Raw genomic sequence first — 23,970 nt, 5'->3', positions numbered from 1 at the left:
GCCACGTCAGACGGCCTTATACAGAGGGTTATCCGAGTATATCAGACTTTTTCACGAATAAAAGCGACGACTTTCTGTAAAAAACCTGAAGGTTGTGTTTCTCTGAATTCAACATCACCGAAAGGTCTTTCCGCGCTGGCTGCCCATGAGAGTAGTCCGGCTGCTGTGGCAAAGCCAGCTGAAGCAGCGGTTTTCTCTGGTAAATCAATAATATTTTTGGGCCTGCCAAGTCTGACAGAACGGTTAAATGCAGGGCCGTGACGGCCTTTTGCTGAAGGCGCGCCAAGAATTCGTTCAGCCAGGGGGCGTATGCCGTCAAGTAAAGATCCGCCGCCAGTCAGCACAATACGGCCGCTTGCGGCACTGCCAAGGCCGGCTCCATCGAGCTTTTCACGCACTAATTCGAGAGTTTCTTCCATACGGGGGCGAATGATTCTGCCAAGATGCGAGCGGGAAATCTGCTCAAAATGCGGCACATCATTTCCCAGCAGCTCAACTGTCAGCAGGTCATCTTCCACGTCGGATGCCAGGTCTGCACTGCCATAAACAGTTTTCAGACGTTCAGCATTTTCAAGTGATGTGCTCAGCCCGCGCGCAATGTCACGGGTAACGTGCTGTCCACCAACGCCGATCTGTGTTGTGTGCAGAAGCTGGCCTTCACCAAAAACGGCAAGAGATGTGGTGCCACCTCCCATATCAATGACCGTCGTACCAAGTTCGCGTTCATCAGCATTAAGAACGGACAGACCTGACGCCATGGGAGAAGAAACAAGGGCGTCGAGCTTAAGCTCTGAACGGTTGAGAACAGTCTGAAGGTTCAGAAGGGCTGTAGATGCGGCATCAATAATATTCAGTCTGACTTTCAGGGTGTCGCAGAGGTGACCGCGGGGGTCGACGACATTTTCTGTATCATCAACAGTAAAGTCGATAGGAAGCGTATGCACGACCTCACGCCCTTCAAGCGTGGCCTGCATGCGCCCTTCATTGATAATGCGCCTGATATCAGCTTCAGAAACAATACGCCCGCCTATCGGCCAGCGTACGTTATACAAACGGCTTGCCGGGTGCCCGCAGGAGAGATTGACCACAACTCCGTCAACTGAGCGGTCAGCCATTCTTTCAGCCTGACCAACTGTTGCACGTATGGCAGCCTCAGCTTTGTGCAGGTCTGTGATTGCACCATTGCGAATACCATCAGCCCGACGCCAGCCACAGCCCACAACGCGAAGGATACCATTACTTTCGCCACGTCCGATAAGGCAGGTTATTTTCGTTGAGCCAATATCGAGAACAGCAAAATAACCGCTGCGCCAGGGTTTCTGACGTTTACTGTTATCGGAGGAGGGAGGCAGCAAAGATGAGGAATGATGGTTCACAGGCAGACCAGAAGAAGAACGTTTTGGACGCAGTGACCAGCCCGAAGATGCAGAAGGAGAAAGACTGGTCATGGTGTGTGTTCCGGTGGAGGCGAAGAAGATGTGCCCGAGAGTCCGGGCTCTGACTGTTGTTTTGTTACGGTCAGCCGGTCAGGCAGACGCATATCAACAGAGACAATAGACCGGTCCAGCAGATGTGTCGATTTCTGAATAGAGGCCAGTCTGTGAATAGCGGGCTCTTCCTCACCTTCAGGGAGAAGAACAGTAATATTGTTGTGCAGAACGAGGTTCCAGCGTCGTTCATTGACCCTGACAGCCGCAGCGACATGACTGCGTATTTCAGGCTCTTTTGACAAAACATCAATCAGGGAGGCAGCAGCTTCACTGGCACCCACACCCACAACCAGGGGCAGCTTCGTGAAAGCTTCAGCATCTTTACCGGTCATGCCCTGATCGGGCACAGGGTTACCCTGCCTGTCGATGAGAATGAAGTGCCTGTTATGCTGCCAGACCGCGAAGGGAGGACGTTCTGTAATATGAACAACAATGTCACCAGCCAGGTGACGTTCTACGATAACGTGGTCGACAAAAGGCAGCTTATTAAGGCGGTCACGGGCACCACTGACACTAAATGCGAGAATTGGGTCGCCAACATGAACCCCCAGAGCTTCTGAAATAGCTTCAGGGCTGGTGAGCTGGGCACCATCTGTTTTAATTGAGACAATGTGCAGCGGTGCTTTGCTGGCAATGTGCTGTAACCAGGAGGAGAGGTGCGATTTGGTCTGAGGAGAACTCAGATATAAAAAGCCTCCGCCCGCCAGAATGCCCACAAGAAACAGACCGGCAACGGGGCGCAGCGTTTTTTTCTGTCTGCGCATAAACAGTTGCAGACGTGATGGTCTGTCTGCCGGAGGGGGGGGAGGCATACGCATTATTTGTTAAGGGCCTGCTCTGTCAGCCAGCTGCACAGCTCAGGGTAGCTTATTCCACACCATGCGGCCTGCTCTGGCAGCAGAGAGGTCGCGGTCATGCCAGGCTGAGTGTTGACCTCAAGCAAGACCAGGCGCGCAGGGCCAGAGCCGGTATCGTCAAGGCGAAAGTCAGCGCGTGAGGCACCTGAACAGCCCAGAGCCTGATGTGCTTTGACGGATGCTTCAAGAGCCTGCTGCGCTGTTGTTTCGTCAAGCTGAGCCGGCAGCACATGTGTTGAGCCGCCCGTCTTATATTTTGCATCATAGTCGTAGAAATCATGCCCCTGACCGGGGGTTGGTGTGATGTCAGTAATGGTCAGTGCACGGTCACCCATGACACCGACCGTAATTTCACGGCCAGGAATAAACTCTTCTGCCAGGGCATACGGGCCGTAGCCCCAGTTTGCAGCGATTTCTTTACGCTGATCTGAGCCTTCACGGATGATATAGACACCTACAGATGAGCCTTCATTCAGTGGTTTAATCACGTAGGGGGCAGGGAGAGGATCAGCTTTTGCGAGTTCTTCAATGCTGACGACTTTACCTTTTGCAACGGGCAGGCCTGCCGCCAGAAAAACAGCGCGTGCGGCAGCTTTATCCATAGCAACAGCTGAGGCGCGGACATCAGAATGGGTGTAGGGAATTTTCATCCATTCAAGAATGCCCTGAATACAGCCATCTTCGCCATATCGCCCGTGGAGGGCATTAAAGACGACATCCGGTTTTTGTTCTTTAAGGTTGCTCACCAGTGCGGCGAGGTCAGAGGAGGCATCAAGCTCGCTGACGATATAACCGGCAGTGCGCAGGGCTTCGGCAACATTTTTACCGGAAACAAGACTGACTTCGCGCTCTGAAGACATGCCTCCCATCAGAACGGTGACGCGCCTGGCTGTTGTCATTCAGAGACTCCTGCTTTGCCGATACGTTTAATTTCCCAGTGAAGGGTAACGCCTGAATGGTCTGCAACGCGCTGGCGGACATGATTGCCAAGAGATTCCAGATCTGACGCGCTTGCTGTACCTGTGTTGATTAAAAAATTGCAATGTTTTTCGCTGACCTGTGCTCCGCCCATCTGCAAACCGCGGCAGCCGGCCTGGTCAATGAGCTGCCATGCTTTCAGCAGTGATTCTTCAGCATCAGGATTGCGGAATGTCGAGCCACCCGTTCTGGCTCTGACGGGCTGAGAGTCTTCACGGGCTGCACGAATGGCTGAGATAGACGCAGCAATATCAGCCGGGCTGGCCGGCGTGCCGCGCAGACGCAGGCGTGTAACGACAGCTCCCTCTGGCAGCCCGGAGCGACGATATCCAAAATTGAGTGCCCCGGCATCAAGCCTGATGACAGAGCCATCGCGCGTGACAATTTCTGCCCAGTCAAGGATGGTTGCAATGTCAGACCCATAGGCTCCGGCATTCATGCGCACGGCACCACCTGCTGAACCGGGAATGCCAGCCAGAAATTCAAGTCCGGCCAGTCCGGCCTGAGCGGCATGTTCAGCGATTGTGGCATCAAGACAGGCTGCCCCGACAATCAGACCATCTTTCTCGGTCACGATGTCAGAAAAGCCACGGCTCAGGCGCAGCACAACCCCTTCTATTCCTCCATCACGCACAATGACGTTAGAGCAGGCGCCAAGGGTCGTGACAGGCAGCTCCGGTGACAGGTTTTGCATAACCGCAGCAAGGTCATCCGTATCCGCAGGCTGAAAGAGCCATTCAGCGGCACCGCCAGTACGAAACCATGTGCGTGGCCCAAGCAGAGCCTGTTCAGTTACGCGCCCCCGCGCTGAGCTAAAAGCTTTTTGCACAAGGCTGATCATGCTTGGGGCTGTCATGATGACTGCCCGGCCTGAGCCTGCAGCGCAGCAAGCTGCTCTGGCAGGGCCTGGGCCCATGTTGTGATCGTCCCCGCACCAAGGCAGACAACCAGGTCGCCAGGCTTTGCAATATCGTGCACCATGGCAGCAAGCTCATCAGGGCTGTTAAGACCAGAAACAGAGCGGTGACCACGTTCACGTAGGCCCTCGATCAGAGCATTGCGGTCAATGCCATCAATCGGTGCTTCACCCGCAGCATATACATCGGAGACAATAACGGTGTCTGCATCGTTCATACAGGTGCAGAAATCTGAGAAGAGCATTTGCAGGCGCGAGTAACGATGAGGCTGCATTACAGCAATGACGTTACGCGCCCCGGCCTGGCGGGCGGCTTTTAAAACCGCAGCAATTTCTACCGGGTGATGACCGTAATCATCAATTACGGTAATGCCGCCGGTTTCACCTGTGCGGGTAAAGCGGCGTTTCACACCACGGAAAGAGGCAAGGCCTGAGCGAATGACATCGTCAGAAATCTGCATTTCAGTGGCAACGGCAATGGCCGCCAGTGCATTCTGAACATTATGGGCACCCAGCATTGGCAGGCGGAAGGGGCCTGCTCTGCGTGTTTCACGAGAGACCCGGTCTGTCAGTACGACGTCAAATGTTGCGCCGGTTTTGTCTGTCTCTAATTTTTCCGCTCTGACATCAGCCTGAGGAGAGAAGCCATAAGTGACAATACGATGGTCTGACAGGCGCGGGATCATCTGCTGCACAGCCGGATGGTCGATGCATAAAACAGCAAAGCCATAAAAAGGCACGTTAGAGACAAACTGGTCGTAGGCCGCTTCCATAGCCTCGGCTGAACCCCAGTGGTCCAGATGTTCGGGGTCCATGTTTGTCACGACAGAAATGACAGCCGGGAGACGGAGGAAAGACCCGTCACTTTCGTCAGCCTCGGCAACCATCCAGTCGCCTTTGCCCATACGGGCATTTGTGCCATAGGCCTCAATAATGCCACCGTTAATGACGGTAGGGTCCAGGTGTGCGGCTTCGAGTACAGCGGCAACCAGGCTGGTAGTTGTGGTTTTTCCGTGTGTCCCCCCGATCGCAACAGACCAGCGCAGGCGCATGAGTTCAGCCAGCATTTCGGCGCGCCGCACAACAGGCACAAGGCGGCTGCGTGCAGCAACAACCTCAGGGTTGTCACGGCTTACTGCAGTTGAAATAACAACGACCTGCGCCTCGCCCAGGTTTTCTGCTGCATGCCCGACAGTGACAGGAATGCCGGCAGCCCGCAGGCGTTTAACATTGGCATTTTCGCTGATGTCAGACCCCTGAACAGAGTAACCCAGCATACTGAGCACCTCAGCAATGCCTGACATGCCAATACCACCAATGCCGACAAAGTGGATGGTGCCGATCGAGAGGGGCAGAGCTCTCATATTCAGACTGTTTTCTGAGGGCTGTGAGGAGGCTGGTTTACTGAAGATGGGGAAAGATGAAAGCATTCTTCTACACTGTCAGCCAGGTGTCTGGCGGCATCGGGACGGGCAAGCCTGGCAGCTGCGGCTGCAGCGCGCTCAAGCTCATCGGGTGAGGTAAGTAAATCTGTGAGGCGTGATGCCAGAGCAACAGGCGTAAAGTCGGGCTGGCGCATGATCCAGCCTGCTCCGGCAGAGGTGATGGCCTTGGCATTTTCAGTCTGCTCATCGCTGGCTGCTATGGGCAGTGGAACGAGAATGGAAGGGCGCCCGGCAACAGTCAGCTCTGCAATGGATGACCCTCCGGCGCGGCCAATAACCAGGTGCGCTGACCTGAGAAGATCGGGCACATCGCTGAGGAAGGACTCAACACGGGCATTCAGGCCAAGCTCTGCATATGTTTTGCGCACGACCTCGATATCGGCTTTGCGGGCCTGTTGTGTTACGCGCAGGCGCTTACGCAGATCGGGGGAAAGGCGAGCCAGTGCAGCGGGCAACACTTCAGAAAAAACAGTAGCCCCGAGCGAACCACCCCATACCAGCAGGCTGATGGTTTCGCCAGGTGGAGTAAATGGCTCGCCTGCCAGTGCGGTAATGGCCGGACGTACCGGCATGCCCGTCAGCACGGTATGGGTGCCAACTGGCAGGCGGGCTACGGTCGGGAAGGATGTCGCAATGACATCAGCAAAGCGGGAGAGTACCGCATTAGCCTGCCCAAGAATGGCGTTACCTTCGTGGATGATCAGCGGAGGGTGTGTCTTACCCATAAGCCGCGCACCCAGCAGGGGAGCAACGGAGGGGTAGCCACCAAAGCCGACAACAGCATCAGGTCTGATGGTTTGCAGCAGTGAGCGGGCTTTCCATGCACTTTTGAGAAGTGTCAGGCAGGCTTTCAGAGCGCGCAGGGGGTTACGCCCCACCACGCCTGAGGCAGGCAGGGTAAACTGCTGACCTTTGGAGAAGACACCCTCACTGATAGTGCCTGTGCGCTCATCGGTCATAAGTACAAGGGTATGCCCGCGGGCACTCAGCTCATCTGCCAGAGCCTGCGCGGGGAAAAAATGTCCGCCCGTTCCGCCGGCTGCGATCACAATGGTGCGTGATGTGCTCATGGTGTGCGTCCCTGTGTTCGGGGGGTTAAAAGGGGTGAACCAAAATTTGCGCGATCCCCTGGCTGATGGCGGGTCAGAGCGAGGACCATACCCAGAGCCAGAGCAATCGACATTGCTGAAGAGCCACCGTAAGAAATAAAGGGTAGTGTCATGCCTTTGGTCGGGATCAGATGCAGGGTTGAAGCCATATTTACAAAAGCCTGAAACCCAAAACCAGAAATAAGTCCCGTTACAGCAATAACGACGAAAGCATTATCTTCACGAATAAGGCGCAGCAGCGTGCGGATGATAATAACACTAAAGACAAGAATGATAAGCATGCAAACAATCATGCCATATTCCTCGCCTGCAACGGCAAAAACAAAGTCAGCATGAGCATCTGGCAGCAGGTCTTTAACCCGCCCTTCACCTGGACCGCGCCCGGCCAGGCCGCCATTGCCAAAAGCACGCAGTGCAGTGTCAATCTGATAATGGTCGCCTACATCAGGGTGCAGAAAGCGCTCAACACGTGAGCGCACATGGTGAAACAGAAAAAAGGCTGAAATGCCAGCAGCAATAATAAGAGCAACACCAACGCCGACCAGGGCCAGGCTCAGACCATCGACAAAAAGCTGGATCAGAAATACCAGCGTTACGACGGTCAGCATGCCAATGTCAGGCTGCGATTTAAGCAGCATGAGGATAATGCCATACAGAACAAAAGCGATCAGCATCCCTGGCAGATAGCGTGACAGGCGCCGCTGCGTCAGAAGCCAGCCAGTAACCACAGCAAAACAGGGTTTCAGAAACTCAGAAGGCTGGAGAGACATAAGTGGCAGTGCAATCCAGCGGCGGGCCCCTTTAATTTCAATGCCATGCACCAGTGTCAGCAGGGTTGCCCCGAGCATCAGCGCCCCGCAGACCATAGCCAGTCTGAGAACAGTTCTGCGCGACAGCATTGAAACGCCGGTCATAATCGTACCGGCAACGGTGAGAAACATCACCTGCTTTAAAATAAACATATTGCGTGATGCGCCGATACGTACTGCAACAGCAGGGCTTGCAGCCAGCATAAGAATATAGCCAAACCCGATCAGAATGAAGGCACAGATGAGCGTTGTGCGGTCAACACTGCGCCACCACCGCCCAAAGGGGGAATCATCACTGCGGGAAAAGCCTGGCATCAGATACTTTCTCCTGGCTGAGAAACAGACGGGTTCGTCAGAGCCTGTGCCAGCTGCTGAAAATATAACCCACGTGCTTCAAAACCTGAAAACTGGTCAAAGCTTGCACAGGCAGGGGAGAGCAGCACAACAGGTGTCTGTGAGCTCTTTGCTTCAGCAAAAGCCGCAGGCACAGCCTTGTCAAGCGTGCCGGCAACCGTAAAGGGGACCTGATGCGCACGGAGTGTTTCTGCCAGCTTTTCAGCATCGCGTCCGATCAGGAAAGCATGTCTGATACGCGGGAAATATGATGAAAGTGAGTCAATACCACCTTCTTTTGCTATGCCGCCGGCAATCCAGATCAGGTTTTCATAACAGTCGAGCGCCCGCGCTGTTGCATCAGCATTCGTGGCTTTGCTGTCATCAATAAACGTTACCCTCTGATGCTGTACGACAATTTTTTGCCGGTGCGGCAATCCAGCAAAAAAGGAAAGGCACTGACGGATAACGTCAGGATTAACGCCCAGAAACTCTGCCATAGCCCATGCTGCCGCTGCATTTTGTGCGTTGTGACTACCTGGCAGGGCAGGGCCTGCAGAGGCGAGCTTTTCCGTTTTGCGGCGGAGTATTTTTCCGTCTGCGAAAATATCAGCCTGTGGTTCATCAGGGCTGCCCGAGATGGTTATGCAGTTACAGTTTTTTGTCCGTAACTCATCAATGACAGCGCGGCAAAAATTATCTTCAATGCCGACAACAGCAAGGTCGTTTTGTGTCTGACCTTTAAAGATCTGCTTTTTGGCCTCGGTATATCCGCTCATGCCATCATGACGATCAAGATGGTCAGGTGTCAGGTTAAGCAGGCAGGCGACATCAAAATGCATGCTCTCAAGGCGCTCAAGCATGTAGGATGACATCTCAAGCACATATACACCGTTGTCCGGCAAAAGTGGCAGGCTGAGTGCCGCGGGGCCGAGATTGCCTCCCGCCGCAACAGGCATGCCAGCCTGTTCAAGGATATAAGCGAGGAGGGTTGTGGTCGTGCTTTTGCCATTTGTGCCTGTGATGCCGGCAAAGCGTGCCTTGCTGCCAGCTTTACGCACAGCCTGAAACAGCAGTTCAGCATCTGAAAGAACAGGTATACCTGCTGCACGGGCGCGGGCTGCTGCCGGGTGCGGAGCCGGCAGGATGTGGGGAATACCCGGAGACAGCACCAGAGCAGAAAAGCCATCGAAGGTTTCAGGTGGTGCGAGAGTAAGGCGGTTTTGTATGTCAGTAGGTTGCCGGGCAATAAGAGCAAGCAGGCCATTACGTGCCTGTTCGCTGTCGTCCCATGCCTGAACGCTCGCACCCATTTGCGCCAGGGCTATGGCTGCGGGGCTGCCGTTGCGCCCCAGACCCAGCACGGCATAGCGATGATCTGCAAAAAGAGTGTCAGGAAAAATATGTGTCATCGTAGTTTCAGCGTGGCCAGGCCGCACAGCCCCAGAACGATAGAGACAATCCAGAAACGGATCACGATTTTCGGTTCAGCCCAGCCTTTTTTCTCAAAATGATGGTGTATGGGCGCCATCAGAAAAATACGACGTCCTGTACGTTTATACCAGAAAACCTGTATCACAACGGAGCAGGTTTCAATGACAAACAGCCCGCCAACAATGCACAGTACCAGCTCATGTTTAATGGCAACTGCCAGGGCCCCCAGCGCCCCGCCAAGAGAGAGAGAGCCGGTGTCGCCCATGAATACCGAAGCCGGTGGTGCGTTAAACCACAAAAACCCTAAGCCAGCACCAATCAGGGCTGCACAGAAAACGGCCAGTTCACCGGCGCCTGGTACGGCATGCACCTGTAGATAATCAGCAAAAACATGATTCCCGACAACGTAAGACAGCAGGCCAAAGACCAGAGCGGCAATAACAACAGGCACAATAGCCAGGCCATCAAGGCCATCAGTGAAGTTCACAGCATTACCAAATCCGGTAATGGTGATCATGGCAAAAAGCGGAAAAGCAAAGCCGAGTGGCAGCAACAGGTCTTTAGCAAACGGAAAGGCCACTTTATTGGCGAGGTCAGGTGGCATCATGTGTTGCAGCCACCATCCGCAGAGCAGAGAGATCAGAAACTCGCTGCCAAGTCGCGCGCGCTTCGACACACCATCCGTATTGCGTTTTGAAAGCTTCAGATAATCATCGGCAAAGCCAACGCCGCCAAAGCCAAGAGTAGTCAGTAGTACAGCCCATAAAAGCCCGTTAGACAGGTCGCCCCATAATAATATTGAAACCAGCATTGAGATCAGAATAAGCACACCACCCATTGTTGGGGTGCCGGCTTTTTCAACCAGGTGGCGCTCTGGTCCGAGCGCTCTGATGGGCTGTCCGCCACGCTGGATACGTCTGAGCATGGCAATCAGAGGTTTGCCCAGAAACAGCGACACGACCAGTGCTGTCAGGCAGGCACAGCCGGCACGAAAAGAGATGTAGCGCAGGAGGTTGATAAGCGGAACATGGCCATCATGCAGGCTGAGAGAGGAGAGAAAGGAGAGCATCAGGCGGGTTCCACATGAGACAGAGCAGTGAGAGCTTCGATAACGACACGCATGCGACTGCCAAGGCTGCCTTTAACCAGAAGCACATCCCCCCGCCGCAGGGCAGCGCAGGCAAGAGGGGCCAGGGCAGCAGAGTTTTCAGCCCATGCGCCCTGTTTCGCATGAGGCAGAGAATCATAGAGGGATTTCATGTGTGGTCCGCAGCAAAAAATAAGATCAGCACACTGAGCAGCAACAGGAGCCAGTGCGGCGTGTTCGGTCGTTGAAAAATCACCCAGCTCGCGAATATCGCCCAGTATGGCAATATGACGGCTGGCAGGAATAAGTCTGAGTGTCTCAAGCGTTGCTTTAACAGAGGCTGCTGAGGCATTATAGCTCTCGTCAAGCAGTGTTATGGTGCCGCCTGCAATGTGGGTAAAAGCGCCGCGTCCTTTCCCTGGGGAGAAACTGGCCATGGCAGCTGCGGCACGTGGCAGGTCACCTTTCAGGGCGGCTACGACGCCCAGTGTTGCCAGGGCATTGCGCACCAGGTGCTGACCCGGTGCGTTTAACCGCACAGAGACTGTACCGTGTGGTGTGCTCGCCTGAAAAGAAGAGCCTTCAGCCATCATATGCAGGTCAGATGCTCTGACGGTACTATCGGGCTTCTGACCACAGGACCATAATGTGGCGTGAACCGCAGCGGCTGCCTGTGTAAAAAAGCTTTGGCCGTGTGCATCGTCAGGTATCACAGCAATGCCATTTGCTGGCAGAGCAGAAATGAGCGCAGATTTTTCCTCAGCAATAGCATCAAGGCTGCCCATGTAGCCGATGTGAGCTGATGCGATGGTGGTGATAACTGCAATATCGGGGCGAACCATATGAGCCAGTGGCGAAATTTCGCCAGGGTGGTTCATGCCGATTTCACTGATGCAGAATGCTGCTTCACGGGGCAGGCGTGCCAGCGTGAGGGGGACGCCCCAGTGATTGTTATATGATGCTTCAGCCGCATGCACCTGCCCAAGTGCGCCCAGGGCGACGCGCAGCATTTCTTTGGTGGTCGTTTTACCAACACTACCCGTGACGGCAATCGTTTTGCCGGCAAAGCGGGCACGGGCTGCCAGAGCCAGAGCCTGAAGCCCGCTCAGGGTATCAGACACAACAAGCAGGCGGGGGTCATCAGACGATATCGCATCATGCACCATGACCGCAGCCGCACCTTTTTCAAGCGCTGTGCTGATATGGGCATGTCCGTCACTGTTCTCGCCTTTCAGGGCAATGAACAAATCACCAGGAGCAAGAGTGCGGGTATCGATAGAAATACCGGTGATAAGAGCTGAGCATGGGCCGGTAAAATGTCCACCGGTTGCGGCTGTCAGTTCCTCAGCGGTCCAGAGTGGTCCGGTCATATAACACCTGCCAGTTCGCGCAGGACGGAGGCATCATCAAAAGGATGTATTTCAGTGCCAATAATCTGTCCCTGCTCGTGGCCTTTACCGGCAATGACAAGAATATCCTGAGGGGCTAACAGTGACAGCCCTTTAGCTATAGCATCTCTGCGATTGTCAATGGTGAGGGCATCAGGGGCGCCGCTTCTGACTTCAGCACGGATGGAGGCGGCGTCTTCAGTTCTGGGGTTGTCATCTGTGATGATGACAATATCAGCACCTTTTGCCGCTTCCCGGGCCATAAGCGGGCGTTTGCCGCGGTCACGGTCTCCGCCTGCACCAAATACGACAATCAGACGACCCTGTGTGTGCGGGCGTAAAGAGGCCAGCAGGCTGGCAAGGGCATCAGGTGTGTGTGCATAATCAACATAGGCAGCAGCCCCGTCAGGCAGCATCAGCACCCGTTCCATTCGGCCTTTTACACCTTCAAGTCCGGGGAGGAGGGCGATAACATCCTGCAGGGATATGTCATTTTGTGCGGCGAGGGCTGCAGCCAGCAGGATATTGTCAACCTGATACCGGCCAGGCAGAGAAAGCGTCAGTGTATGACGGCTGCCATCTGCATCAATCACGATTTCCTGCCCTGTGGGTAGAGGGGTTTGTGAGATCAGGCGGATATAATCGCCCTCAGAGCCAACTGTGCGCAGGGTAAGTTTGCGCGCTTTTGCTGTTTCACGCAGTGCGGCAAGGGTTTGCGGGTCCATATCAGCATTGGCCGCTGCGACAGCGCCCTCTGGCAAGAGTTCAGAAAATAATCTGAGTTTTGCCGTGCGATAGGCCTCTGGCGTACCGTGGTAGTCAAGATGGTCGCGTGTCAGATTTGTAAAGCCCGCAGCAGTCAGATGCAGACCATCCAGACGGTTTTGCTGCAAACCATGAGAAGAGGCTTCAAGAGCAACATGATTAACCCCAGCCTGTGCAAGAGTAGCAAGACCGTTTGCCAGTGCGACAGGGTCAGGTGTAGTGAGCGCAGGCATTTTAAGCGGGGGCAGGTCAGTGCCGGTCAGCCCCAGTGTGCCAAGGGCAGCGGCCCGAAAACCATGCAGTGCCCAGAGCTGGCGTAAAAAACCAACAGTGCTCGTTTTGCCGTTTGTACCGGTTACCGCCACCAGCGGTGCCGGTTGCCGGCCTGCAAGAGCAGCAGCCATAAGAGCCAGAGCCTTACGTGGATTTTCCGCACGTAAAAGGGGGCGTTGTGGCACGTCGGATGGCCAGGGAGTGTCATCATCAGGCATAAGAACCGCAGCGGCCCCCTGAGTGACGGCACTGGCGATAAAAGCGCGCCCATCAGTTTTTGTACCCGGCAAGGCAACAAATAAAGTACCCGGCGTAACAGCACGGCTGTCAGCCGTGACGGCGCTGATTGTGACGGTGTGAAAAAGACTGTGCTCATGAGAAGACACAGGCACATGTGCTGCGTGACACAGGGCGGGGAGAGAAAGGCTCATTCGTCCATGACCTCAGCAGATTGTTTTTTTTGTTGGGCTCTCAGGCGTTTTTCAGCCATTTGCATGGCTTTGCGTGCGGCTTCGGCTTTACGGGGGTCTCCGGGGTCGTTGCCTGGTCCCAGAGGGCGCACACCACGGGGAGGTGTCGGGTGCATGGGTAAAGCCATGCCTGCATCAATTTCTGCGGCATGGGCCGTGTCAGGAAAGATTTGCAGCATCGGACCAATACGCGTGATAATTTTTGATACAGTCGGGGCGGCGTTCCAGCCTGCGGTTGTCCAGCCATGTGTCTCTGGTGTTGGTTTGGGGCTGTCGAGCATGACATACACGGCATAGCGTGGTGCATTCATTGGGAAAATGCTGGTGAAGGCTGAAATATTTGTATGTTTCAGATAGCCACCGTGTGGTCCGATTTTTTCAGCTGTACCCGTTTTACCGCCAACAAAATACCCTGGAGATTCAGCCGTTTTACCCGTGCCTTTTGTAACATCAAGGCGCAGCAGCCTGCGAAGGAGAGCTGATATCTGCTCAGAGATAACCCGCTTGCCCTGGGGTGTCGGCTGGGGGTCATCTCCGTCTTTGTTGTCTGCTGTGCTGTCAGCCTGCTGTGCCTGCGCATGGGTAAGAGCCTGCTGGAAGGCCGCGCTTTGCAGGTCTCTCAGGTTTGCATCAGCAGCGGGAGCTTCGTTTCTGGCTTTAACAACAGATTCAGCGGCTTCACCGGCTTCCAGCAATGTTGGTTTAATCAGTATCCCACCATTAACGGTTGCTGCTGTACCGCGTACAATGGCCAGGGGAGATTCTGCAATGCCGTGACCAAAGCCGACTGTCATCGTTGTTGAAAGGCTCCAGCGATGAGGCACGAGCGGGCGGGCGGCTTCAGGCAGTTCAATTGGTACGGGAGCAAAAAATCCCATATCTTTCATCCAGGCGGCCTGTTTTACAGCACCAACGTCAAGCGCGATATGTGCCGCTGCCGGGTTGGATGAGTAAGCCATCACTTCGGGCAGGCTTAGCCATTCCGTGAAATGATCACTTTTCATGTCAGAGATTTTGAATCGTCCGACATGAATGGGCACAGAAGAAAAACGGTCCCAGATATGAATGGTGCCGGTTTGCAGCCCCATAGCAGCAGTCTGAAGTTTAAAAGTAGAACCAGGCTCATATAGCCCGGTTACTGCCCGGTTAAAATGCTCATCATTTTTTGCGTGCACAAAATCATTGGCATCAAAATCAGGCAGACTGACCATGGCGATGATTTCGCCGGTATGGACATCCATCACGATGGCACAGGCACCAATAGCCTGGAATGTTGCCATCGCAGCAGCAAGCTCGTCCCGGACGACTGACTGCACGCGCACATCCAGGGAAAGACGCAGGGGAGTGCGGTCAGACATCAGGCGTGTGTTAAAATAACGCTCTACCCCGGCAATGCCATGATCATCAATATCAACCGCCCCGATAATATGGGCAGCTGTGCGGCCAAGAGGGTAGCGGCGGCGTTCACCCTGCTCAAAATAAATACCGGGAATACCAAGGTTGTTGATCGCCATCTCCTGCTGTGGGGAGATGTTACGTGCAATATAAACAAACTGTTTGGGTAGCGAGAGGCGACGTGTAACCTCTTCTAAATTCAGGTCATGCAGAACAGACTGAAGTTTCTTAGCCACATCCTGCGGGTCAATCAGCTCCTGCGGGTTAGCATAAACCTGAGCAACCGGCAGAGATAAAGCCAGTGTCTGCCCGTTACGGTCGATAACAGATGCCCGATGTACCTGAGGCAGAGAGAAATCAGCTGACAGGCTGCCTTTAGGGTCAATTTGCGGGATCTTAGGTACCTGCGGGGCAATCTGCCGGCTTTCAGGTGCCATAGGAGCAAAGACTGTCGCGATGGAGAGCTTGACGGCTACGGCAGAAAAAAGACCAAAGAAACCGGCAGCAACGACAAGGAGCCTGACATGCATTTTATCGCGATGCGCGCGTGCGCGCAGGTCATCCCCGGTGACGCGTACTGTGCGCGATGGGGGTGAAGACGGACCAGATTCTTGAGGCGATCGGGCCATTGCAGGATGCAGACACTTTCAGGCTGTAAACAGAGGCAGATTTAATTTGATACGGGAACCGGGGGTGCCATTTCGGTTCCGCTGCGGCTGAGCAGAGATCCGCTGTCGTAAGATGAACCGGCGCGCGCTTCCACATATCCTGATTCTGAAGATGGTGCAGCCTGTCTGGTTCGTGGCGCGTGCCAGCTGGCAACGGTAAGAGGCAGCGGGTGGCGTACCTCCGCCTGCCGGGTGTGCACCGCTACAGGCAATGCAGATGGTGTGACCTGAGCCGCCATAATTTTTGGTGCAGGTAACCGTACCTCATGCGAAGCAGGTAGCTGTGCAGTTAACACCTTTACGGGCTGCGGTTTGCTGTCATGTGCAGCTGCCCCGGTTATGGTGAGCGTATGGTGAACAGCTGCCGGGGCAGGTGACTGTACAGTAAGAGTTGTCTGCACAGGTCTGATGGCAGGTTCTGCACTGGTGTAAGAAACAGCTGTTGTATGAACATGCGCGTCCTGTGGCAGGTGCGAAACAGGTTTCGCTACGGCCACTACTGCCGTTACCGGAGGTTTGACAGCCACTGCCGCAACTACGGACGGGGCCGCAGCCTGAGCCATAACAGGCCCGGATAAAGGTGGCAGGTTTTTACCAAGGTCAGCCATGCGCACGAACTGAACCGGTTCCATAGGGTGAAGGTCCGGGAGGTGGTGCTCTGCCAGATGTGTCAGACGTTCGGGCTGATTTTCCAGCGCCCACTCAGTTCGCAGCATAGCCGTCTGCGCCCTGACGTGCTGTGTTTCTGAGACAATTCTTGAAATCTGCTGGTCAAGTAAAGTTGTCTGGTGCTTCTTCGTATAAAGAAAAAATCCCGACGCAATCGCCAGAATAGCCGAGCAGCATGTAAATGGCCGGGGTATCATACGGTCTGTCCTTTAGCAGGCGAAGAAGATACGAGAGGGCGTTTCACGATAGCACGCAGCTTCGCACTGCGTGCGCGTCGGTTGGTATCAGACTCATCTGCACCAGGGCGCAAAGGCTTCGAAGTCAGAGTGACAAACTCACTCTCTGCGCTGCGTGACGTGACAGCGCGCGGGTCATAGCGCGAAATGTTTTGTGTTTTACCAGTCGCCTTACCAAATACACGCTTGGTAATACGGTCTTCCAGGGAGTGAAAAGAAACAACAACGAGCCTGCCCCCGGGAGAGAGCAGATCAAGCGCCTGGGTCAGACCATTTTCGATCTCTCCAAGTTCGTCGTTAACAGCAATACGCAATCCCTGGAAAGAACGTGTCGCCGTATCAATGCCTGAACGATCAGCCGGTACAATCCGTCGTATAAGTTCGGCCAGCTGCAGGGTTGTGGTGAAAGGGGTGGCAGCCCGGTCGGCAACAATGGCCCGCGCTACGCGACGTGCATGACGCTCTTCACCATAATAATGGAAAATATCAGCAAGTTCAGTTTCAGGGGCTGTATTAATAAGATCAGCCGCTGTCTGCCCGTCGCGCCCCATACGCATATCGAGCGGACCATCCTGCTTAAATGAAAAGCCACGTTCAGCTTCATCCAGCTGAAATGATGATACACCCAGATCCAGCACAATGCCGTCAAATGCATAAATACCGGCTGCTTCGGCCAGATTTTTCATGTCGCCAAAGCAGCCGTGCAGCATGTGAAGGCGAGGGGATCCGTCCGCAGATAAGAAATGACCAGCCAGAGCCTGACCACGGTCGATAGCATGGGGGTCGCGGTCAATAGCGTAAACAGAGCAGTCTGCACTGTTCAGGATTGCAGATGTGTAACCGCCACCGCCAAACGTGCAGTCGAGAAAGGTCTCTCCATCAGTGGGGGCAAGAGCGCTAAGCACTTCGGAGAGCATGACCGGAACGTGGCCTGAGTGCCCCGGCACTGAAGGTGAGAAAAGAGGCGTGGTCATCAGCTGTGCCCCTCATTTTTGTGGGCAGCAGGCAGATTGACGCGGCGTGAACGCAGGCGGGCTTCAGCACGGCGCTGTTTCGCTGCTTCAGGCTCCCATAGCTGAAAGGTGCGCCCGACACCCATAAAAGCTACCGTTGCACTGCTGGTCAGGCCGGCATGGTCGCGCAGAAAGTCAGGTAAAATAATTCGTCCTTCACGGTCGGGGTCAGCAGGGTAGGCATCTGCATACAGGGCTGCGGCCAGATCATCGTGCTCGTCAGAAAACATATCCAGGCGGTCAAGCGAGCTGGTCAGCTGAGAAAAAGCAGCAGCAGGCCAGGCTTCGATGCACGGCATGACATGTGAGGGACGAAGTATCATCAGAGAGTCACCTTCCATATGCTGGCTTTTGAGAACAGTGCGAAACGCGGCCGGAATTGAGACGCGACCTTTCGCGTCAAATTTGTTTTCATGTGTGCCAAGAAACACACTCACCCGATGCTTTTCCCCTGCTGCAGGTTGTTATTTGTTTGCGTGCCTGATGCAAAGCAAGACTGGAATCACACTCTGCTGTTAATATTTGGGATAGCATGGGATTTCATGGGAAGCAATTCAAACCAGATAAAAAACAACAGAAAACGGTTTGTTTTTTAAGTATCTTTGAGAAGAGTAAAGAAAAAATAAGTCTGAATATTGTTTGCCTGAATTGCGCCTGGGCAGAGAGATTATTTTGTTCATGAAAATATCAGGAATAAACGAATTGTTAATATTTATTAACAACTTAGGAAGGTTAATCCAGGCGGTCTGTAAGCCGGGTTCTGTCCGGCTCCGTAAGGAGCCTGGACGGTCATTCTTCTAGGATATGCCTTGCAGCATACCTCAAGCAACCAACCCGGACAGCGAGGCGGAAGAACCTCTGAAACGCCCTTGCGGGGTTTCTGCTGTCCCTATTCGGTTTTGCTCCCGGTGGGGTTTACCATGCCTCGGCTGTTACCAGCTGAGCGGTGCGCTCTTACCGCACCGTTTCACCCTTACCTTCAGTTTGTCCCATGGTTTCCCATGAAAAAAACCCGGAAGGCGGTTTGTTTTCTGTGGCACTTTCCCTAAGGTCGCCCTCGCCGGCAGTTAACCGGCACCGTTCTCCCGTGGAGCCCGGACTTTCCTCTCCTCTGCAAAGCAGAGCAGCGACCGTCCAACCGCCTGGAGGCTGCACCCTGCGTCGGGATGCGTTGCAGGTCAAGGCCGAAAAGCCGGGTAATGGTCATTATATAAGCATCTGCATGTATAAAGAGAATTTTTTCAGGTAAAATCAGCACTGCCGATACTGTTCACAAACCATAAAAAGGGTTCGGATATGCGTTGTTCTGAGTTTTCACATGCGACATCTGACCCGGCGCGCCCGACACGTTCTGCGCGATTTTTATTGTGGTGCATCAGGAAACAGGCAGCCCGTCAGCAGAAAAAGAATGCAGATCAGCCACCGGCAATTCCGTTGAGCCCGGATGATCAGCTCAGGGTAAGGGAGGCTTTTTTAGCCCGGTTGCGTAAGGTGACAGACAGCCCTTCCTTTATACCATGCCTGTCATCTCTGCAGGTCAGGCGGGTAATTTCTCTGAAAGTGCCTGGGGCTAACGGTATGCTGCGTGCCCGTCTTTACATTCCATATGGTTGTGTCAGAGGGGTCGTTTTGTTTCTGCACGGTGGTGGGTTTGTCCATTGTGGTCTGACTTCCCATCATGGCATCTGCTGTCGTCTTGCCCGCAGTTCAGGGGCGGCTGTGCTCATGCCTGAATATCGCCTAGCGCCTGAACATCCTTTCCCTGCCGCAGTGGAAGACGTTCAGGCTGTTCTGCGCTGGCTTGCAGAGCAGTCCCGCCATTACTGGGGAGGGGACGTTGCCGTGGCTGGTGATAGTGCAGGGGGGAACCTTGCCGCCGTTCTGGCGCAGCAGGCTAAAAAAGGAGGTTTGCCCCGCCCGGTTTTGCAGCTTTTATATTATCCTACGCTTTATGGTGATGATATTTCCCACTCACATGAGCATTATGGTGAGGGGTATTTTTTATCGCAGTACGCGCTAAGATGGTATGGAGCGCAGTATCTTGCTCATAAAGAGAACTGGACAGATCTGCGTTTTGCACCCGGGTTTGCTCAGGATCTGACCGGGCTGGCTCCCGCTGTTATCATGACCGCTCAGTGTGATCCGTTGCGTGATGATGGTGCCCGCTATGCGCAGGCTCTCAGGGCAGCAGGTGTACCGGTGGCTTATGCCTGTTATTCAGGAGCCCTGCACGGTTTTCTTAATTTCTATGCGGTTATGCCCCCCGGTAAACGGGCCCTGCGCGCCGGAGGGAAAATGCTGCGCAGGGCGTTTGCAGGCGCTCTCAGGGAACAGGGTGGAATTCACCCGGAGACCCCTGGTCAGACATAATAGTGTGGTTGACGCGGTCAATCTGTAACGTAAAGAGTTTTGGCAGTTCTTTGCCCGGGTTGGGGCATGTGCCTGAATGCTTTTGCATCACGTCAATACGTGAAGCGGTCAGCGGGTCGTTGCCATTGACGATAAACAGCAGGCAGTCAGGTCTGTCGTGCGACATACCATTGCTCGTTACGAGTAAACGCAGGTGACTGACAAGAGCTGTGTCATTAAACCAGCTCTCAGCGCGGAAGGTATAGCGGTCAGCCATTTTATCGAGAAAACCGGTTTTAGCCAGCCCAATCATCAGCAGCATAAGAGGCACAACCATAACCAGGCGGCGCAGAACATGCTGGCGTAACGTGCGTTTTTTGGGTGTTTTTTTGGGGTTGAGAAGTGTTTTGTCGCTCATGTCTGCATATCTTCATGCCAGAGTGCGCCATCACGTGCCAGTAAAATACGGGCGGACGCGGGGCCCCAGCTCCCGGCGGGATAAGGTTCAAGGGGGGAAAGGTCTTCGCGCCATGTTGCCAGAATAGGTTCAACCCAGCGCCATGAGGCTTCAACTTCGTCACGTCTGATAAATAAAGCCGGGTTTCCTCTCACAGCATCAAGCAGAAGGCGCTCGTAGGAATCCCGGTATGTAATGTTGAACTGATCATTATAAAGCATCTGAAGATCAGCGTTCCGCACTCTGAAACCACCTGCACCAGGGTCTTTACTGGCAAGAACCAGGGACAGGCCTTCTTCAGGAGCAATGCGGATAACCAGACGCCCGGGTGAAGGAGTGTTGCTGAAAATAGACCAGATCTGCGGGCGGAACTGCAAAACAATCTCGGTTGTTTTTGCGGCCATTCGTTTGCCGGTGCGTAAATAAAACGGCGTGTTGCCCCAGCGGCTGGTACGGATTTTTGTACGGATGGCAACGTATGTTTCAGTATTTGATGTGCGGTCTTTGCCCAGATCATCCTGATAGCTGCAGACATTTTCCTGCCCGCACAGGCCGGCTGTATACTGACCACGAATAACATTCTGCCTTACCATTTCAGATGTCATCGGGCGAAGTGCATTGAGTACTTTGAGCTTTTCATTGCGCAGATCATCAGCGCTGAGTGAGGCCGGGGCATCCATCGCCAGCATACACAGCACCTGAAGCAGGTGGTTTTGCATCATATCGCGCAAAGCCCCTGACTCATCGTAATATGCGCCACGTGTGCCAACACCAACGGTTTCAGCCGCGGTAATTTGTACGTGGGAAATTGCGTCAGAGGACCAGAGTTTCTCAAGAACGGGATTGCCAAAGCGCAGTGCGAGAAGATTCTGCACGCCTTCTTTGCCCAGGTAATGATCGATCCGGTAAATGGCGCTTTCGTGGAAAAACTTACCTACACCGTCATTGATTTCTGTCGCGGTGGTGAAATCAACCCCGATTGGCTTTTCAAGCACGAGGCGGGCTTTATCGGTGATAAGATCATGTTTCGACAAAGCTGCGCATAACGGAGAATACAGCGCAGGACTGGTCGCCAGGTAAAAAACACGAATGCGAGTCGGGTCAGCCAGAGCTTTTTCCAGGTCAGACCAGTCGCTATTTGCTTTGGTCGCATCGAGCGGGATATACTGAACCAGCTTGAGGAAGCGGTTAAGCGTGGCTGTACTCTTTGCTGTCTCAGGGGCAAATTCGCGCAGAGTTTTGCTGACCTGCTGGCGGTAGTCATCCTCCGAATGGGCAGAGCGGGCAATGCAGATAATACGCGCTTCATCGGCAAACTCTTTTGCATGAAAACGGCGCAGAAAAGCTGGCAGAAGCTTGCGCATGGTCAGATCGCCGGTTGCTCCGAAGATGACAAAGTCAAACGGGTCAACTTGATTGATATGGGCCATGTCCCTGGGTTCCTCCCGCAAGAATAATGAGGGCGAAGTGCTTTTTTCTCTGGCAGGCCTGTTACCTGTTTTTGTTTATAGTCTGTAACAGGTCATAGCAGAGATATCAGCTTCATGATTTAGGGTTTGTCCGGAAGGAGGATAGCTGTCAAGGCAATTGACCGCAGGCTCATGCCGCGATAATCCCGTCGGTTCTGATAGTCGCGGGGCGGGTGCTAATATCTCTCCGGGGCTGGCAGCCTGGTTATGAATCACAAAACAGAGGACCAGACGCTATGGATAATGAAGGTTTTTCCAGTGGTGAAGACGCAGCAGCCGGTGGTGTTGCCGCTGATCGCCTGCGCAGCATCATAGAGCGCGTTGAGCGCCTGGAAGAAGAGCGCAAAGCTCTGGCAAGCGATATTAAGGATATTTTCACGGAGGCAAAATCTGCCGGGTTTGATGTGAAGGTGATTCGCCAGATCATCCGTATCCGTAAGCAGGAGCCCGCTGAAGTGGAAGAGCAGGAAACACTGCTTGATATCTACAGACGGGCATTGGGTATGTAATTCAGCTGCCATATGCCGGCAGACGGATGAATTTTAAAACAGGGTCAGAGGAGCGCGATGTCAGATTTTTTTCCTGAGTGGATGCCACTCTGGCTGCAGGTATTTCTTGTCGTCACTGCTGTGGTGTACGGCCTGTTTTTTCTGATGATTCCGTTTGCCGTGTTTGGCCTTAAAGGCCGTCTGGCAGAGATAGAACTGCAGCAGCATGAAATTCAGGCTGATCTGCGTTCTGTCTCTATGCATCTTGTTGCTTTACAGGCGCAGAAATCATCTTCAGCCGTGCGGGATGTGCCCGCACCTGATGCACAGGTACCTGTTTCATCTGGTGGTGTAACAGTTGAGGAAGTGCGTTTTGCGCCCCCCCCTCCGCCCCGTGCTGAAGAACCGCCTGCAATGCCGGCTATTTTGCCGGCTATACGTGCGCCGCGTGTATCAGATGCTTATGAGCCCCGTCGTGGTGCTCCGCCTGTTCCGCACATGACGGCTGCCCCGACGGCGCGCGGGGCGCGTTCAATGCCGTGGCATACACAAAAATCGCCGGTAGAATCAGAACATGAGCGTGCGCCTGATGCGAACAGAGAGCCACACCGTATCGATTTTAGCCAGGACCGTCCTGATTATGCTGATCAGCGCAGGCAGGCAGCTGAACGCACGGAGCCAATGCTAAACTGGCCTCCGACACGTTCAGGCTCTTGAATTTATTTTATACCATAACGAGGTTATCGCGGTGGATAATCTCGTCATGATGTTGCCAGCCAAGAATTTTTTCAACTTCTGATGAATGATGCCCTGCGATCCGACGTATGGCTTCCGCATCGTAAAATGACAGGCCATGAGCCAAAAGCAGCCCGGCTTCGTCAGTAACGCTCACAAGGTCCCCGCGTGAAAATTGTCCCTCAACCTGCGTAATCCCGGCGGGGAGAAGGGATGACCCCTGCTGCAGGGCGGCAACAGCGCCCCGGTCAACAATAATTTTTCCTGCAGGGGTCAGGCTGCCTGCAATCCATTGTTTGCGGGCGTCCTGGCTACATGTGCGCGGCAGGAACCAGGAGCATCTTGCTCCTTCCAGCAGAGCGCGCAGCGGGTGCAGGGGCTGGCCCTTTGCAATAGCCATTGCACAGCCTGAACGTGTAGCGATATCTGCTGCGAGTAATTTGGTGCGCATACCACCTGAAGAATAACCAGGAGGAGGCTCACCACCCATGGCCTCAATTTCAGGTGTCAGAGCGTCGATAACCGGCAGGTGTTGTGCTGTCGGGTCAAGGCGGGGATCAGCTGTGTAGAGACCATCAATGTCAGAGAGTAAAACAAGCTGGTCAGCATCGATCATCTGTGCAACGCGGGCTGCCAGCCTGTCATTGTCACCAAAGCGGATCTCAGCCGTAGCGACGGTATCGTTTTCATTGATAACCGGCACACAGTTCAGTTTTATAAGAGTATCAAGCGTGGCACGGGCGTTGAGGTACCGCTTTCGGTCTTCCGTATCACCTGGTGTCAGAAGAAGCTGTGCGGCAGTCAGACCATGAGCATGCAGGGCCTTGCTCCAGGCCTGCGCCAGGCTGATTTGCCCGACAGCTGCTGCGGCCTGTTTTTCCGCCAGTTGCAGTGTACGCCCTGTCATGCCAAGGCTGTGGCGCGCCAGGGCAATAGCCCCTGACGAAACTACGGTGACGGCCGTGCCCTGCCTGTGCAGCTGTGCAACATCAGCCGCAACGCTGTTCAGCCACTCCTGCCGGGGGAGGGCTTTTTCAGTATCCACAACCAGAGCGCTGCCGATTTTAACAACAAGGCGTCGGGCAGAAGTCAGGGAAGGGGGAAGAGCGCGTCCGGTCATAGTCTCAGAACCTGTTT

The 23,970-nt window shown here is 54.2% G+C and carries 21 protein-coding genes and 1 other RNA gene; 3 read left to right on the top strand and 19 right to left on the bottom strand.

All coding sequences use genetic code 11. The annotated features are described in order from the left end of the window. Window positions 1-41 precede the first annotated feature (41 nt). The 16 genes from ftsA to rnpB all read right to left on the bottom strand — a co-directional run bounded on the left by ftsA (window position 42) and on the right by rnpB (window position 18,481). Window positions 42-1,448 carry a cell division protein FtsA gene (gene ftsA, locus GOB58_RS04025; protein WP_086554552.1) on the bottom strand — a complete coding sequence of 469 codons (1,407 nt, stop codon included), beginning with the start codon at window positions 1,446-1,448 and terminating at the stop codon, window positions 42-44. Then, window positions 1,445-2,308 (bottom strand): cell division protein FtsQ/DivIB, encoded by an 864-nt coding sequence (locus GOB58_RS04020; RefSeq protein WP_086554553.1) that lies wholly within the window; start codon window positions 2,306-2,308, stop codon window positions 1,445-1,447. The genes ftsA and GOB58_RS04020 overlap by 4 nt, the downstream gene beginning before the upstream one ends. Next, window positions 2,308-3,246, bottom strand: a complete 939-nt coding sequence (locus GOB58_RS04015; RefSeq protein WP_086635089.1) for a D-alanine--D-alanine ligase — start codon at window positions 3,244-3,246, stop codon at window positions 2,308-2,310. Before GOB58_RS04015 ends, GOB58_RS04020 begins: the two co-directional genes overlap by 1 nt. Then, window positions 3,243-4,181 (bottom strand): UDP-N-acetylmuramate dehydrogenase, encoded by a 939-nt coding sequence (gene murB, locus GOB58_RS04010; protein ID WP_086635090.1) that lies wholly within the window; start codon window positions 4,179-4,181, stop codon window positions 3,243-3,245. Before murB ends, GOB58_RS04015 begins: the two co-directional genes overlap by 4 nt. Beyond that, window positions 4,178-5,605 (bottom strand): UDP-N-acetylmuramate--L-alanine ligase, encoded by a 1,428-nt coding sequence (gene murC, locus GOB58_RS04005; protein ID WP_086554556.1) that lies wholly within the window; start codon window positions 5,603-5,605, stop codon window positions 4,178-4,180. Before murC ends, murB begins: the two co-directional genes overlap by 4 nt. Before the next feature lie 2 nt (window positions 5,606-5,607). Then, on the bottom strand, window positions 5,608-6,756 hold the full coding sequence (gene murG / locus GOB58_RS04000) for an undecaprenyldiphospho-muramoylpentapeptide beta-N-acetylglucosaminyltransferase (protein ID WP_173559416.1): 1,149 nt from the start codon (window positions 6,754-6,756) through the stop codon (window positions 5,608-5,610). Next, window positions 6,753-7,919: an FtsW/RodA/SpoVE family cell cycle protein gene (locus GOB58_RS03995; protein WP_086635092.1), complete on the bottom strand. Its 1,167-nt coding sequence runs from the start codon at window positions 7,917-7,919 to the stop codon at window positions 6,753-6,755. Before GOB58_RS03995 ends, murG begins: the two co-directional genes overlap by 4 nt. Then, complete coding sequence (murD, locus tag GOB58_RS03990) at window positions 7,919-9,349, bottom strand: UDP-N-acetylmuramoyl-L-alanine--D-glutamate ligase (protein WP_173559415.1); 1,431 nt, start codon at window positions 9,347-9,349, stop codon at window positions 7,919-7,921. The genes GOB58_RS03995 and murD overlap by 1 nt, the downstream gene beginning before the upstream one ends. Then, the gene (gene mraY / locus GOB58_RS03985) at window positions 9,346-10,440 is read right to left on the bottom strand and encodes a phospho-N-acetylmuramoyl-pentapeptide-transferase (protein ID WP_086554560.1); all 1,095 of its coding nucleotides are present in this window, start codon (window positions 10,438-10,440) and stop codon (window positions 9,346-9,348) included. Before mraY ends, murD begins: the two co-directional genes overlap by 4 nt. Beyond that, the gene (locus GOB58_RS03980; RefSeq protein WP_173559414.1) at window positions 10,440-11,828 is read right to left on the bottom strand and encodes a UDP-N-acetylmuramoyl-tripeptide--D-alanyl-D-alanine ligase; all 1,389 of its coding nucleotides are present in this window, start codon (window positions 11,826-11,828) and stop codon (window positions 10,440-10,442) included. Before GOB58_RS03980 ends, mraY begins: the two co-directional genes overlap by 1 nt. Then, window positions 11,825-13,315: a UDP-N-acetylmuramoyl-L-alanyl-D-glutamate--2,6-diaminopimelate ligase gene (locus tag GOB58_RS03975; RefSeq protein WP_173559413.1), complete on the bottom strand. Its 1,491-nt coding sequence runs from the start codon at window positions 13,313-13,315 to the stop codon at window positions 11,825-11,827. The genes GOB58_RS03980 and GOB58_RS03975 overlap by 4 nt, the downstream gene beginning before the upstream one ends. Beyond that, complete coding sequence (locus GOB58_RS03970) at window positions 13,312-15,378, bottom strand: peptidoglycan D,D-transpeptidase FtsI family protein (protein ID WP_086635097.1); 2,067 nt, start codon at window positions 15,376-15,378, stop codon at window positions 13,312-13,314. Before GOB58_RS03970 ends, GOB58_RS03975 begins: the two co-directional genes overlap by 4 nt. 41 nt (window positions 15,379-15,419) lie before the next feature. Further along, on the bottom strand, window positions 15,420-16,283 hold the full coding sequence (gene ftsL, locus GOB58_RS03965; RefSeq protein ID WP_173559412.1) for a cell division protein FtsL: 864 nt from the start codon (window positions 16,281-16,283) through the stop codon (window positions 15,420-15,422). After that, window positions 16,280-17,296: a 16S rRNA (cytosine(1402)-N(4))-methyltransferase RsmH gene (gene rsmH, locus GOB58_RS03960; protein WP_086635099.1), complete on the bottom strand. Its 1,017-nt coding sequence runs from the start codon at window positions 17,294-17,296 to the stop codon at window positions 16,280-16,282. Before rsmH ends, ftsL begins: the two co-directional genes overlap by 4 nt. Further along, window positions 17,296-17,772, bottom strand: coding sequence for a division/cell wall cluster transcriptional repressor MraZ (gene mraZ, locus GOB58_RS03955; RefSeq protein WP_086554566.1), 477 nt, complete (start codon window positions 17,770-17,772; stop codon window positions 17,296-17,298). Before mraZ ends, rsmH begins: the two co-directional genes overlap by 1 nt. A gap of 296 nt (window positions 17,773-18,068) precedes the next feature. Further along, window positions 18,069-18,481: RNase P RNA component class A (gene rnpB / locus GOB58_RS03950), an RNA gene on the bottom strand. Between the two features lie 150 nt (window positions 18,482-18,631). On the opposite strand from rnpB, the gene GOB58_RS03945 reads away from it, so the two are divergent. Next, entirely contained in the window at window positions 18,632-19,705 is a 1,074-nt protein-coding gene (locus tag GOB58_RS03945) for an alpha/beta hydrolase (protein ID WP_173559411.1), read from the top strand. On the opposite strand, the gene GOB58_RS03940 is transcribed toward GOB58_RS03945, so the two are convergent. Beyond that, window positions 19,659-20,102: a hypothetical protein gene (locus tag GOB58_RS03940; RefSeq protein WP_086635101.1), complete on the bottom strand. Its 444-nt coding sequence runs from the start codon at window positions 20,100-20,102 to the stop codon at window positions 19,659-19,661. The genes GOB58_RS03945 and GOB58_RS03940 overlap by 47 nt on opposite strands. After that, window positions 20,099-21,571 carry a glucose-6-phosphate dehydrogenase gene (zwf, locus tag GOB58_RS03935; RefSeq protein ID WP_173559410.1) on the bottom strand — a complete coding sequence of 491 codons (1,473 nt, stop codon included), beginning with the start codon at window positions 21,569-21,571 and terminating at the stop codon, window positions 20,099-20,101. Before zwf ends, GOB58_RS03940 begins: the two co-directional genes overlap by 4 nt. Window positions 21,572-21,846: 275 nt before the next feature. On the opposite strand from zwf, the gene GOB58_RS03930 reads away from it, so the two are divergent. Both GOB58_RS03930 and GOB58_RS03925 read left to right on the top strand, forming a co-directional pair. After that, the gene (locus GOB58_RS03930; RefSeq protein ID WP_086554570.1) at window positions 21,847-22,119 is read left to right on the top strand and encodes a DUF2312 domain-containing protein; all 273 of its coding nucleotides are present in this window, start codon (window positions 21,847-21,849) and stop codon (window positions 22,117-22,119) included. A 57-nt stretch (window positions 22,120-22,176) separates the two neighbouring features. Beyond that, window positions 22,177-22,815, top strand: a complete 639-nt coding sequence (locus GOB58_RS03925) for a hypothetical protein (RefSeq protein ID WP_086635102.1) — start codon at window positions 22,177-22,179, stop codon at window positions 22,813-22,815. A gap of 7 nt (window positions 22,816-22,822) precedes the next feature. Here GOB58_RS03925 and proB read toward each other — a convergent pair whose 3' ends face one another. Next, on the bottom strand, window positions 22,823-23,953 hold the full coding sequence (proB, locus tag GOB58_RS03920; RefSeq protein ID WP_173559409.1) for a glutamate 5-kinase: 1,131 nt from the start codon (window positions 23,951-23,953) through the stop codon (window positions 22,823-22,825). Window positions 23,954-23,970: the final 17 nt, after the last annotated feature.

The organism is Acetobacter thailandicus (assembly GCF_011516655.1).
Classification (GTDB): Bacteria; Pseudomonadota; Alphaproteobacteria; order Acetobacterales; family Acetobacteraceae; genus Acetobacter; species Acetobacter thailandicus.
This window is presented reverse-complemented; position numbering and strand designations above follow the sequence as displayed.